At 54.7% G+C, this 13581-nt stretch carries 12 protein-coding genes and 1 tRNA gene; 8 read left to right on the top strand and 5 right to left on the bottom strand.

Features of this window, described 5'->3' with window-relative positions; all coding sequences use genetic code 11:
* Positions 1-7: 7 nt before the first annotated feature.
* The 3 genes from C1N59_RS06950 to yejF are packed head-to-tail and all read left to right on the top strand — an operon-like array spanning position 8 to position 3729.
* A complete protein-coding gene (locus C1N59_RS06950) occupies positions 8-1102 on the top strand; it encodes a microcin C ABC transporter permease YejB (RefSeq protein ID WP_033740582.1) in 1095 nt (364 codons plus the stop codon).
* The gene (locus C1N59_RS06945; RefSeq protein ID WP_039338172.1) at positions 1102-2124 is read left to right on the top strand and encodes an ABC transporter permease; all 1023 of its coding nucleotides are present in this window, start codon (positions 1102-1104) and stop codon (positions 2122-2124) included. Before C1N59_RS06950 ends, C1N59_RS06945 begins: the two co-directional genes overlap by 1 nt.
* Positions 2125-3729 (top strand): microcin C ABC transporter ATP-binding protein YejF, encoded by a 1605-nt coding sequence (gene yejF, locus C1N59_RS06940; RefSeq protein ID WP_394550456.1) that lies wholly within the window; start codon positions 2125-2127, stop codon positions 3727-3729.
* Here yejF and C1N59_RS06935 read toward each other — a convergent pair.
* From C1N59_RS06935 to rsuA, 3 genes are all read right to left on the bottom strand, one after another.
* A complete protein-coding gene (locus tag C1N59_RS06935; protein WP_375096438.1) occupies positions 3716-4036 on the bottom strand; it encodes a YejG family protein in 321 nt (106 codons plus the stop codon). The genes yejF and C1N59_RS06935 overlap by 14 nt on opposite strands.
* Positions 4037-4289: 253 nt before the next feature.
* Complete coding sequence (locus C1N59_RS06930) at positions 4290-5486, bottom strand: Bcr/CflA family multidrug efflux MFS transporter (RefSeq protein ID WP_394550455.1); 1197 nt, start codon at positions 5484-5486, stop codon at positions 4290-4292.
* Between the two features lie 11 nt (positions 5487-5497).
* Positions 5498-6217 carry a 16S rRNA pseudouridine(516) synthase RsuA gene (gene rsuA / locus C1N59_RS06925; RefSeq protein ID WP_033740587.1) on the bottom strand — a complete coding sequence of 240 codons (720 nt, stop codon included), beginning with the start codon at positions 6215-6217 and terminating at the stop codon, positions 5498-5500.
* Between the two features lie 155 nt (positions 6218-6372).
* Between rsuA and C1N59_RS06920 the strand changes: the two genes are divergently transcribed.
* On the top strand, positions 6373-8127 hold the full coding sequence (locus C1N59_RS06920) for a DEAD/DEAH box helicase (protein WP_394550454.1): 1755 nt from the start codon (positions 6373-6375) through the stop codon (positions 8125-8127).
* Positions 8128-8258: 131 nt separating this feature from the next.
* On the top strand, positions 8259-8543 hold the full coding sequence (gene rplY / locus C1N59_RS06915) for a 50S ribosomal protein L25 (RefSeq protein ID WP_006119974.1): 285 nt from the start codon (positions 8259-8261) through the stop codon (positions 8541-8543).
* 92 nt (positions 8544-8635) lie between these two features.
* On the opposite strand, the gene yejK is transcribed toward rplY, so the two are convergent.
* On the bottom strand, positions 8636-9640 hold the full coding sequence (yejK, locus tag C1N59_RS06910; protein ID WP_033740589.1) for a nucleoid-associated protein YejK: 1005 nt from the start codon (positions 9638-9640) through the stop codon (positions 8636-8638).
* A 159-nt stretch (positions 9641-9799) separates the two neighbouring features.
* Here yejK and C1N59_RS06905 point away from each other — a divergent pair, with 159 nt between their 5' ends.
* From C1N59_RS06905 to C1N59_RS06895, 3 genes are all read left to right on the top strand, one after another.
* Positions 9800-10024, top strand: coding sequence for a YejL family protein (locus C1N59_RS06905; protein ID WP_006119976.1), 225 nt, complete (start codon positions 9800-9802; stop codon positions 10022-10024).
* Positions 10025-10046: 22 nt separating this feature from the next.
* On the top strand, positions 10047-11801 hold the full coding sequence (yejM, locus tag C1N59_RS06900; protein ID WP_058708435.1) for an LPS biosynthesis-modulating metalloenzyme YejM: 1755 nt from the start codon (positions 10047-10049) through the stop codon (positions 11799-11801).
* A gap of 73 nt (positions 11802-11874) precedes the next feature.
* A tRNA-Pro gene (locus C1N59_RS06895) sits at positions 11875-11951 on the top strand.
* Between the two features lie 83 nt (positions 11952-12034).
* On the opposite strand, the gene C1N59_RS06890 is transcribed toward C1N59_RS06895, so the two are convergent.
* Entirely contained in the window at positions 12035-13549 is a 1515-nt protein-coding gene (locus C1N59_RS06890; RefSeq protein WP_110268205.1) for an arabinosylfuranosidase ArfA, read from the bottom strand.
* Positions 13550-13581 lie beyond the last annotated feature (32 nt).

The raw sequence follows: 13581 nt of genomic DNA, 5'->3' as shown, positions 1-13581 counted from the left end.
ACATCCTGTGGCAATGTACTTTTTTCGCAGACTGTTACTGATCATTCCGACCTTGTGGGCCATTATCACACTCAACTTTTTCATTGTGCAGATCGCGCCCGGCGGCCCGGTTGATCAGGCGCTGGCAAACATTCAGTTTGGCCAGACCAGCGGCATGCCCGGCGCAGGCGGCGCTGACAGCAGCGGAACGCGGGCCAGCCTGAATCGCTCAACGCCTGGCGATAATCAGTATCGCGGCGCACGTGGTCTGGACCCGGAAGTGATCGCCGAAATTGAAAAGCGTTATGGTTTCGACAAACCCATCGGGCAGCGCTATCTTTCGATGCTGTGGAACTACCTGCGCTTTGACTTTGGTGACAGCCTGTTTCGCAGTGCGTCTGTGTTGCAACTGATTAAAGAGAGTTTACCGGTATCCATCAGCCTCGGCCTGTGGAGCACACTGATTATCTATCTGGTGTCGATTCCGTTAGGGATAAAAAAGGCCGTGCGGAATGGTAGCCCGTTTGATATCTGGAGCAGCACGTTCATCATCATTGGCTACTCGGTGCCTGCTTTTCTGTTCGGTATTATGCTGATAGTCCTGTTTGCCGGCGGCAGCTATTTCGACTGGTTTCCCCTGCGCGGGCTGACCTCGCCGCAGTTTGCCACCCTGCCCTGGTACGGCAAGGTGGGGGATTATCTCTGGCATATTGCGCTTCCGGTGCTGGCTACGGTCATTGGCGGTTTTGCTACTTTAACCATGCTGACCAAAAATGCGTTTCTTGATGAGATTCGCAAACATTACGTCGTCACCGCCCGGGCTAAAGGGGTTTCCGAGCGCCGTATCCTGTACCACCACGTGTTCCGCAATGCGATGCTGCTGGTGATAGCCAGCTTCCCCGCCACCTTTATCAGTATGTTTTTTACCAGCTCGGTCCTGATTGAGGTGATGTTCTCGCTGAATGGTTTAGGTCTGCTGGGATTTGATGCCACCGTCCAGCGGGATTATCCGGTGATGTTTGGTACCCTGTATATTTTCACCCTGATTGGGTTGCTGATGAATATCCTGAGTGATTTGACCTACACGCTGGTTGATCCTCGTATCGATTTTGAGAGGCGATAATGCAGATTTCGCGTTTAAACCAGCAACGCTGGCAGCGCTTCCGGCATCATCGACGCGGCTACTGGTCGCTGTGGATTTTTCTGTTTATCTTTGTTCTTTCCCTGTGTGCCGAGCTGGTTGCCAACGACAAGCCGCTGCTGGTGCACTATCAGCACCGCTGGTACGCGCCCCTGTTTTTTAACTACAGCGAAACTGACTTCGGCGGCGACTTTGCGACGGCAGCCGATTATCAGGATCCCTGGCTGCAACAGCGGCTGGAAAAAGCGGGTTGGGCGCTCTGGGCACCCATTCGCTTTGGAGCCAATACCCTCAATTTTGCGTCACAAGTGCCTTTCCCTTCACCTCCCTCGCGACAAAACTGGCTGGGTACTGACGCCAACGGTGGCGACGTGCTGGCGCGGTTGCTGTACGGTCTGCGTATTTCGCTTCTGTTCGGTCTGCTGCTTACGCTGTTTTCCAGCGTCATCGGTATCGTCATTGGCGCAATACAGGGCTACTTTGGCGGCAGAACAGATCTGATAGGACAACGACTTACAGAAGTCTGGTCCGGTATGCCTTCGCTGTTTTTACTGATTCTGCTGTCCAGCGTGGTTCAGCCCAGCTTCTGGTGGCTGCTGCTGGTGACCGTGCTGTTTGGCTGGATGAGCCTGGTCAGCGTGGTCCGAGCCGAATTTTTGCGTACCCGCAACTTTGACTATATTCGCGCGGCGCAGGCGCTGGGCGTCAACGACGCACGCATCATGCTGCGGCATATGCTGCCGAATGCGATGGTCGCTACCCTGACCTTTCTGCCTTTTATTCTGTGCGGTTCGATTACCACGCTGACGTCCCTCGATTTTCTAGGTTTTGGCTTGCCCATCGGTTCGCCTTCGCTGGGTGAACTGCTGCTGCAGGGAAAAAATAATTTGCAGGCACCGTGGCTGGGTTTATCTGGCTTTTTTACGCTGGCGATACTGCTGTCGCTGCTGATTTTCATTGGTGAAGCCGTACGCGACGCCTTCGATCCCAGTAAAGGAGTCTGAATGGACGCGCCACTGCTTGCCGTTAATCACCTTTCCATCGCCTTTCGTCAGGGCAAACAGCTGCATCAGGTCGTGAAGGATGTTTCACTGTGCGTTGAGGCGGGAGAAACGCTGGCGCTGGTAGGCGAATCCGGCTCGGGAAAAAGCGTCACGGCCCTGTCAGTCATGCGGCTCCTGCATGAGGCCACCGTCGTCTATCCGCAGGGAGAGATTCTGTTCGCCGGTGAGAACCTGTTAACGGCATCAGAGCAGCGCCTTCGCGGACTGCGTGGCAATCAAATGGCGATGATTTTTCAGGAACCCATGGTTTCTCTCAATCCGCTGCACAGCATCGAAAAACAGCTGTACGAAGTTCTGTCTTTGCATCGCGGGCTGCGGCGGGAAGCGGCACGGGCAGAGATTATTCGCTGTCTGGATCGCGTCGGTATTCGCCAGCCCGCCTCGCGACTCAATGATTTTCCGCACCAGCTCTCCGGCGGTGAACGCCAGCGCGTCATGATCGCCATGGCGCTGCTTACCCAACCGAAGCTGTTGATTGCCGATGAACCGACGACCGCTCTGGATGTCACGGTACAGGCGCAAATCCTTACCCTGCTGCGTGAACTGCAACAGGAACTGAATATGGGGATGCTGTTTATTACGCATAACCTGAACATCGTTCGTCAGCTGGCGGATAACGTGAGCGTCATGCGCGCCGGTCAGGTGGTGGAGCACAACCGCAGCGCGGTTCTGCTTCGTCAGCCGGAGCACGCTTACACTCAGCAACTCCTTGCGGCCAACCCGGAAGGCCGCGCCGTGCCGCTCGCGGCCGAATCTCCTGTGATGCTGAACGTGGCGCATTTGCGCGTCACTTTCCCCCTGCATCAGGGGCTGTTTAAGCGTAAAACGGGCGAAAAGATTGCCGTCAACTCGATCAGTTTTCGCCTGAAACGCGGGGAAAGCCTGGGGCTGGTGGGCGAATCCGGTTCGGGGAAAAGCACCACCGGGCTGGCCCTGCTGCGACTGATAGCCGCTCAGGGCGAAGTCTGGTTTGATCATCAACCGCTGCATCAACTGTCACGTAAACAGCTGTTGCCGCTTCGCCGCCGTATTCAGGTAGTGTTTCAGGATCCTGACTCTGCGCTTAATCCGCGCATGACCGTCCTGCAAATTATCGCCGAAGGGCTGGCGGTGCATTTTCCGCAGTTGAGTGCGGCACAGCAGGAAGAGCGGGTTATCGCGGTGATGGCAGAAGTCGGGCTGGACACGGAGAGCCGCCATCGTTATCCGGCAGAGTTTTCGGGCGGACAGCGGCAGCGAATCGCTATTGCACGCGCACTGATTCTGGAGCCTGAACTGCTGTTGCTGGATGAACCCACATCATCGCTGGATCGCTCGGTCCAAAAACAGATTCTGGATCTGCTGCGTGGGCTGCAACAGCAACGTCAGCTCAGCTATGTGTTTATCAGCCACGATCTGGAAGTGGTTCGCTCGCTCTGCCATCAGCTGATCGTCCTGCGACAGGGAGAGGTGGTGGAACAAGGTGACTGTGAAACGTTATTCGCCGCCCCACAGCAAGCCTATACTCGCGAGCTGCTCAGGTCAGTGGCGCTCAGCGACCAATAAAGGTCTCCGCAATCGCAACGCCCTGGTTTTTCAGACAGCAGTTAGTGGCGCTTTCATCACAACGGCGGATAAAAAGACAGGGTTGCCCTTCGCACTCGGCAATTTTGCCATCGACCTGAATGGCGGCCAGCATGTCTTTCAGTTCTTGCAAAATCTCCCAGGCAGGCACGCCATCGTGGCTTATCAGACGAAGCGCGATAACATCGTGCTCTTCTGAATCCGTATCGTCAGTCTCAATCACGCTATGACGATCACTCAACCAGCGAAACCGCTGGGGTAAACGATGCACCACCGAAAGTTGCAACATAGTGATCAGTATCTCCAGAGAATGCAGCCAATTCACCACCAACGGTATCAGCATCGCGCGCCGAACCTGTCATGCGCGTTATCAGCCAAATTGCGAGTTGAATCTCATTTTGGGCTATATGTACCGCGTTTGATGATAACTAACAATCATTTTAGACCCAATGTGATTACTTTATTTGCTATTTTTTTTCACAAATAAGAAACATTATTGTCTTTGCAGGTCAGGACAGGCGACAGCGAAGGCTGCCGCCTGCTTAGCGGGCGGCAGAATGCGGACGTGACGCGTAGAGAAAGAGCGCAACGGAGAGCGTTGCACAGAGCGCAATGGTGCCCACCATAGGCCAGGCACTGTTAAAGCTGAACAGGGAGAGCAGCGCACCGGCCAGTGCGCCCACGCCGAAACGTAGCGTGCCCGCCAGTGAAGACGCCGTACCGGCCATGTGCGGAAATTCATCCAGAATTACCGCCATGGCATTTGATGACACCATGGACACACAGCCGATAAACATGGCGATACCGAAGACCAGCGGCAAGAACCCCAGATCAAACGCGCTGACCACCAGCAACCAGATGCCCATCGCAAACTGCACCAGTAACCCAAAACGGAACAGGGTGACAGGGCCAAAACGGCGCACCGCGCGGCTGTTAATCAGGGTCATGATGAACAAAAACACGATATTCAGGCCAAAATAATAGCCAAAGCTTTGCGGCGAAATATGATTGAGCTCGATGTAAACAAACGGGCCCGCATTGAGAAAGGTAAACAGTCCCGCAAAGGAGAACCCGCTCGACAGCATATAGCTGAACGCCCGTTTATGGCGAAATAAAGCCACAAAATTCCCTAGCGTCGTGCGCAGATGAAAACGCTGGCGCTGCGCAGGCTTCAGCGTCTCCCGAATCTGGGTCGCGACCAGAACGGTGGTAATCAGCGCGGCTATCGAGAGTGTCCAGAAAATGGCGTGCCAGCTCCAGAGCAACAGCAGCCAGCCACCGATAATGGGGGCCAGCAGCGGCGCAATGGTGGTGATTAACATCACGAAGGACATCATGCGCGAAAACTCCTCTTTCGAGTAGCTGTCGCGCATCAGGGCATTTATCACGACACTGGCAGCCGCAGCGGACAAGCCGTGCAAAAAACGCATCGCGATAAGCTGTTCTATTGACTGAGAAAGCGCGCAGGCTGCCGCCGCACAGGCAAATATCAGGGTGCCCAGCGTTATCACCGGTTTGCGACCATAGCTGTCGGCCAGCGGACCGTAGATCAACTGCCCAATGGCAAACCCCAGAATATAAAGATTGAGCGTCATCTGTACGCTGCCTGCGGATACCGCAAACTGACGCGCAATTTGTGGCATGGCAGGCAGATACATATCTATCGACAATGGCATCAACATCGCTAACAGGCCGAGAATGATCACCAACCCCAATGGCGAATTTTTTTCCTTGCGCACCGGCTTTCTCGCTATTTCTGTTTCAGTTCGTCAGGCAAGCCAATGCTGGCTATCTCTTCTTCTGTTAACGGGCGGTATTCTCCCGGTTCCAGGTCCTCGTCCAGGACGATGGCGCCAATGCGCTCACGGTGTAACTCCACCACCCGATTCCCCACGGCGGCGAACATGCGTTTGACCTGGTGATAGCGCCCTTCGCTGATCGTCAGCAGGACTTCCGTCGGTGTGATGATCTCGAGCTGTGCGGGTTTGGTCAGGCTCTTTTCGTTATGCAGTTGTACACCTGCGCTGAACTGCGCAGCGGTATCGTCGCTTACGGGCGCTTCAAGCGTCACACGGTAGGTTTTCTCACAATGGTGGCGCGGTGAAGTGATACGGTGCGACCACTGTCCGTCGTCCGTCAGCAGCACTAATCCGGTCGTATCAATATCCAACCGGCCTGCGGCGTGCAGTTTGAATGCCATCGGTTCTTCGATGAAATAGACGATGGTAGGATGATCGGGATCGTCCGTGGAGCAGACATAGCCCTGCGGTTTATTCAGCATGAAATAGCGCGGCCCGGTCTGCATCTGAAGCACGTTGCCGTCATACTCGACCTCGTGATCGGGCTGGAGTTTGAACGCGGTATCGCGCACCACCTCACCATTAACGGTGACACGTTGACCACGGATTTCACGTCCGGCGATAGCACGGCTGATTTCCAGTTGCTGAGAAATGAATTTGTCGAGTCGCATGAATGTGTTTTGCCTGTTACTGCGGAGGGAAACTAAAACGGCGTTATTAACCGTTGAAAAAGTCTGGGAAGTATAGCCTGAACGGCGTCTCTCTGACAGCGCGTTTATAGACGATTCGTGGCATAATTGCAGCAGGTTTTCCAAAAGTGAGCAGCATGTCTTTTACTTTACGTCCCTATCAACAGGAAGCGGTGGATGCCACCGTCGCCCACTTCCGTCGTCATCATGACCCTGCCGTGATAGTGCTGCCCACCGGGGCCGGAAAAAGCCTGGTGATCGCGGAACTGGCACGCCTGGCCCGCGGCCGGGTGCTGGTGCTGGCGCATGTCAAAGAGCTGGTGGCGCAAAATCACAGCAAATATCAGGCTTACGGCCTGGAGGCTGATATCTTTGCGGCAGGCTTACAGCGCAAAGAGAGCCAGCGAAAAGTCGTGTTTGGCAGCGTGCAGTCCGTTGCGCGAAACCTCAGCCTGTTTGACAGCGCCTTTTCGCTGGTGATCGTGGATGAGTGTCACCGCATTGGTGACGACAAAGAGAGCCAGTATCAACAGATTTTTACGCATCTGCGTCAGCATAATCCTAACCTGCGTTTACTGGGCTTAACGGCCACACCGTTCCGTCTGGGCAAGGGCTGGATCTACCGTTTTCATTATCACGGAATGGTGCGTGGCGACGAAAAAGCCCTGTTCCGCGACTGCATTTATGAACTGCCCCTGCGCTATATGATTAAGCACCAGTTTCTGGTGCCCCCTGAACGGCTGGATATGCCGGTGGTGCAGTATGATTTCAGCCGCCTGACCGCGCAGGCGAATGGCCTGTTTAGCGAAGCCGATCTGAACCGGGAACTCAAACAGCAGCAGCGTATTACCCCACAGATCATTCGTCAGATTGTGGAATTTGCCGACGATCGCCAGGGCGTGATGATTTTTGCTTCCACGGTCGAACACGCACGGGAAATTCTGAGCCTGCTGCCGGAAAACAGCGCGCTGGTCTCGGCGGAAACCCATGCCAAAGACCGCGATGCCCTGATCGCCGCCTTTAAAGCCCAGCAGCTTAAATTTCTGGTGAACGTCGCCGTGTTAACGACCGGCTTCGATGCGCCGCATGTGGACCTGATTGCCATCCTGCGTCCCACGGAATCGGTCAGCCTGTATCAACAGATTGTGGGGCGTGGTCTGCGCTTGTCTCCCGGCAAGAAGGACTGCCTGATTCTGGACTATGCCGGTAATCCCCACGATTTGTTTACGCCCGAAGTGGGGACGCCAAAAGGGAAAAGCGACAATCAGCCCGTGCAGGTGTTTTGCCCTGCCTGCGGTTTCGCCAACACCTTCTGGGGCAAAGCCACAAGCGATGGCATGGTGATTGAGCACTTCGGCCGGCGATGCCAGGGCGTTTTAGAGGACGACGAGGGCGAGCGTGAACAGTGCGACTACCGTTTCCGCTTTAAAAACTGCCCGGAGTGCAACGCAGAGAACGACATTGCTGCACGTCGCTGCCGCGAATGCGACAAGATTCTGGTCGATCCTGACGATATGCTCAAAGCCGCCCTGAAACTGAAAGATGCCCGGGTTCTGCGCTGCGGTGGCATGACCCTGGAACAGGGCCGCGATGAAAAAGGCGAATGGCTCAACGCCACCTACTTTGATGAAGACGGCACCAGCGTCAGCGAGCGCTTTCGCCTGCAAACCCCTGCACAGCGCAAGGCCTTCGAACAGCTCTTTATGCGCCCGCACCAGCGCGCACCCGGCGTGCCGCTGGGCTGGCAAACCGCCGCCGATGTGCTGGCCTTACAGCCGCTGCTGCGTCATCCCGATTTTGTTGTGGCGCGCGCCAAAGGCCGCTTCTGGCAGATTCGCGAGAAGCTGTTTGACTATCAGGGCCGTTTCCGCCGGGCCAATGAACTCCGCTAGGCCGTATTAGCGTTTGCCCCGGTGGGGGATTACGGCTATAATGCCGCCCGCTTTTGCATGTGCATCAGCGGTGTTGAATAACCCTTCTGTTACTGGGTCGCCTGTAGCAGAAATTATAAAGAGACGTATTAATGTTCACTATCAATGCAGTAGAACGTAAAGAGCAGGGTAAGGGTGCGAGCCGCCGCCTGCGCGCAGCAAACCGTTTCCCGGCCATCATCTATGGTGGTTCAGAAGCGGCTGTTTCTATCGACCTTGACCACGACCAGGTAATGAACCTGCAAGCGAAGCCAGGCTTCTACGAAGAAGTTCTGACGCTGGTTGTTGATGGTAAAGAAACCAAAGTTAAAGTGCAGGCTGTTCAGCGTCACCCGTTCAAGCCAAAACTGCACCACATCGACTTCGTTCGCGCTTAATCGCCGGGTGAGTTGAAAGTAGAAGGGCCGGTTGCGAAACCGGCCCTTTTATTTTGTCTGCGGTCAGTCTGAACGCCGTGTCCGGCTCGCCATTACTTACTGCTGGTACGGCGCTGTAGCTGTTCGCGCAGGTTGGGCGGCGTGCCCTTGATGGTCAGGGTATCCGTCACCGGGTCCCAGAAAATGCGCTCGCCAAGCAGCATGGCATCAAAATTTAGCGTCAGCCCCCCGCCGCTCCCGGCAAATTTGGTTAACTGACGTAAGGTGCTGCGGTCGGCCGGGAAATGTTCTTCCAGTTCATAGCCCTGCTCCTGGGTAAAGGCTTCAAACGTTTTATCCCCCAGCGGTGGCAGTTCGCCAGACAGCGCCTTCAGCGCAATCTCTTCGCCTGCCTGAAGTTGCTCATTACAGTAGCTGTAAACCTGCTGGCGATAATTTTGCCGCTCATTTTTATCCAGATTCGACTCGTCACAGTAATCATCTACCGCCTGTAACAGGCCACGGTTTTGTGCTTTGGTATCCAGGCCGACTTCCGCGCCCAGGAAATCCATAAAGAAATCGGCCACTTTGCGCCCGACCCGGCCGCGCAAAAAAGTCAGGTAACGGGTGGATTCCGGATTGGTTTCCCATTCGGTGAGATCGATACGTGCCACGATATCCGCATGATTGATATCCAGATAGTGTGTGCTACTGATATCCATTTGTTCGTTGACGCGCATACTGGACTGGCTGTTCAATACCGCCACCAGTAAATACTCTACCGCCAGGTAACGATACTGAATAAACAGCACCACGCCGCCTTCTGCAAAGGGATACTTTGCCAGTTCATCACGCAGGCGTCCGGTCGCCGCCCGGCTAAAGGCGAGGAAATCATCATGTCCTTTGCGGCAGTTACGCAGCGCCTCGGCCAGTTCGCTTTCCGCATTAAACAGCCCGTAAGCTTTACTCTTAGCACTGTAAACACGGTGCAACTCTTCCGCCATTGCTTCGACCGTGCTGGTGGCCGGCAGTAACGAATCACGCAACACCAGCTCTAGCTGATTTTCATCACGTTTAATTAACTGATGCAAGGCAATCTGGTCGATATCCAGACTCATGGTAAACTCCTCCTGGTAGCACAGGCGCGTATTCAAACACCGCCAGCAGCAGCTTTCAACTCTCTGCATAACGCAGACCGGATGCTTTCGATAAATTTGCGGAAAAAAGTGCGTTGTTCCGGTACTATATCGCCTTTTGAGACGAGATAAGTTTTCGCTATGCCACAATCATCCCGTTACAGCGACCAACGCGTTGAACAACTCCTCGCGGAAATGGCGCAGGTTTTGCAAAAAGACCAGGCTCCCACCGATCTCTCCCTGATGGTTCTGGGGAACATGGTAACCAACCTGATTAACAGCGATGTTGCGCCTGCGCAACGCCGCGCTCTGGCTCGTTCTTTTGCTGATGCGCTACAGGCGTCGGTAGACGACAGTACTCATTAATTTGCCGGTCTGACGTAAAACTATGGTAACCAACCGACAGCGCTACCGCGAAAAAGTCTCCCAGATGATTAGCTGGGGACACTGGTTTGCTCTGTTTAATATCTTTTTCGCGCTCATTTTGGGTAGCCGCTATTTGTTGGTTGCCGACTGGCCTGCCTCCCTGGCGGGACGTATCTATGCGTACAGCAGTTGGATTGGCCACTTCAGCTTTATTGTCTTTGCCGCCTATTTACTGATTATTTTTCCGCTGACGTTCGTCGTTATGTCGCAACGTCTGATGCGGGTCCTGTCGTCGGTGGTGGCCACGGCAGGGCTGACACTGCTGATGGTCGACAGCGCGGTATTTAACCGTTTCCATCTTCACCTTAATCCGGTGGTATGGGAACTGGTAATCAATCCTGATCAAAGTGAAATGGCGCGCGACTGGCAGTTGATGTTTATCGGCGTGCCGCTGATTTTTCTGGTGGAGATTTTGTTTGCCACCTGGAGCTGGCAGAAGCTACGTAGCCTGAACCGCCGCTCTTTTGGCAAACCGCTGGCGGCCCTGTTTATCTGCGCCTTCTTTGCCAGCCACCTGATGTATATCTGGGCGGACGCCAACTTCTACCGCCCTATTACTATGCAACGCGCCAATCTGCCGCTCTCCTATCCGATGACCGCGCGACGTTTCCTGGAGCGCCACGGCTTACTGGATGCGCAGGAATATCAACGCCGCCTGGTACAGCAAGGCGATCCCGAAGCGGCGGCCGTGCAGTATCCGCTGAGCGATATCACCTTTGCGGATAAAGGTACGCGCGATAACCTGTTAGTGATCACGGTGGATGGCCTGAACAGCGCCAACACCGACACGGCGCTGCCCGCGCTAGGCGCATTTGCCCGTCAGAACGTGCGTTTCACGCAGCACTTCAGCGCAGGCGATAACGCTGAAAGGGGGCTGTTTGGCCTGTTCTACGGTATTTCACCCAGCTATATGAACGGCGTGCTGGCGCAACGTACGCCTTCTGCCCTGCTGACGGCGCTGAGCACGCAGGGCTATCAGTTTGGTTTGTTCTCTTCTGACGGCTTCAACCAGCCGTTGTACCGTCAGGCGCTGTTGTCAGATTACTCGCTGCCTGCCAGCGGCGATCAGCCCAATGCCAGCACCGTATCGCAATGGCAAAACTGGCTGAGCACGCAAAAAGTTGACGGCACGCCATGGTTCTCCTGGCTGGCCCTGAACGGACCGGATATCAGCGGCAACAATGACAAAACCCGCCAGCGCAGCTATCTGCGCCAGGCACCGGCACTAAATGAACAGATTCAGGCGATCCTCACCACGCTACAGCAGCGTGATTTGCTGAAAAACACTGTGGTCGTGATTACTGCACAGCACGGTATTGCGCTGGAGGGCGATCCGGATAACGAGGGAAATCGCCAAAACCTGCAGGTGCCGCTGGTGATTCACTGGCCGGACACGCCCGCACAGACGGTGACGCGCCTTTCCGATCATCAGGACGTGATGGTGACGCTGATGCAGCGCTTGCTGCATGTGCGAACGAATCCGGTGAATTATGCGCAGGGTGAAGATCTGTTTGCGGCACAGCGCCGTCATGACTGGGTGACCAGTAGCGAAGACAATAAGCTGGTCATCACCACGCCGAAAGTCACGCTGGTGCTCAACAATAACGGTAGCTATCGCGCCTACGACGCAGACGGCAATACGTTGAAGGATCATAAACCCGAGCTGGCGCTGTTGTTGCAGGTGCTCACAGAAGAGAAGCGTTTTATCGCTAACTGATTAATAATAAGGCAGTTAGGCGTTGGAACGCTTGCATTCGTGCTGATAATCAGTAGACTAGCTCTCCAAAGTTCGGCACGTAGCGCAGCCTGGTAGCGCACTGTCATGGGGTGTCAGGGGTCGGAGGTTCAAATCCTCTCGTGCCGACCAAATTATCCCGAAAAAACCAACCTTTACGGTTGGTTTTTTTATGTCTGTCTCCGGCCCGCCAACCTGGCCGGCCCGACCTGTATTCAACCCCGCAGATCAATCAGCACCCGGTTCCAGCTCAGCGGCGGCAACGTCACCTGCATCTGACGACGTTCAGCCTCAGTGAGCGTGCGTGACGTTGGCACCACGTTGTCGGGCTGAGCAAAAGTGTTTTTTGCGTCCAGCGCATGACCTGCCAGTATGCTGTGTTCGGCTATCGTCCCTTCACCAAAGTCATCGAGCATAAAGGCCACATCCGCTGCCTCATGCGCGTGCATATTGAGCGCGAAGAAGGCAATTTGCTGTTTCTCTTCGTTGTACACCGCCGCGCTCTGTATCTGCCGGGTTTCGCCGTGCACCGTATTCAGGGTGGGAACATTGGCAAAATAGCGTAAGGCATGCCCTCGCCCGCAATGGCTCACCATCTGGAAAGGCCAGTAGATTGTCTGGCGAATGGCCTCCCCTCCCGGACGGGTAAAGATGGGGGCAATCACATTAACTAACTGGGCCAGAGAAGCCATTTTTACGCGGTCACAGTGATTGAGTAACGAGCACATCAGCCCGCCAAACGTCAGCGCGTCAAGGAAGGTGTAAGACTGTTCAAGTAACGGCGGTGCTTCCTGATAGCGATTAGCGGGATCGGTAAAGTAATCCTGCCAGGGCTCGCCTTCAATGGACCAGATATTCCATTCATCAAACGACAGCATCATTTTTTTATCGCTACGCAGTTTGGCTTTCACATAGTCGGCTGTGGCCGTGATGGTATGAATAAAATCATCCATTCGCTGGAAAGACGCCAGGAAGTCCTGCGGATTGCCGGTGCTGTTTTCAAAATAGTGGTGGCAGGAAAGGTAATCGATCTGATGATAAAGCCCTTCCAGAACGATGCGATCCCATTCCGGATAACTGGCCTGTAACGAGTTTGAACTGCCACAGGCGACCAGCCTGATATCCTGATCGACCCAGCGCATGATTTTTGCCGTTTCTCGGGCTTTTTTCACGTAATCTTCTGCACTCAGTTGCCCGGTTTGCCAGTCACCGTCCATCTCGTTACCCAGGCACCAGAGTTTAAAATTGTACGGCGCTGCCCGACCATGCTGGATACGCAAGTCGCTCAGCGCGGTCCCCGATGCCACATTACAGTACTCAATAAAGTAACCGGCCTCCTGCGGCGTGCCGGTGCCAAGATTTACGGCAATCATGGGCGTCAGCCCATAGCTTTCACACCAGGTCGCGAACTCATCAATGCCAAACTGATTGCTCTCTTTGGTAAGCCATGCGTAATCCAGCCGCACCGGACGCTCAGCTTGCGGCCCAATACCGTCTCGCCAGTTGTAACCAGAGACAAAGTTGCCGCCAGGATAGCGTACGGTGTTAATCCCCAGATCCTGCACCAGGGCCCCCACATCCTGACGAAAACCGTGCCGATCCGCCGTGACATGACCGGGTTCATAAATACCGCTGTAGACCGCACGTCCAAGATGTTCCACAAAAGAACCGTACAGCGCGTCATTGACCTGGCCGATGTAGTTTTGTTTTTGAAAAAAGTACTTAATCATTTTCTCCCCTTCTGTCTTCTCTGTGGCGAACG

This window comes from Pantoea sp. SGAir0183, assembly GCF_043545505.1.
This window is presented reverse-complemented; position numbering and strand designations above follow the sequence as displayed.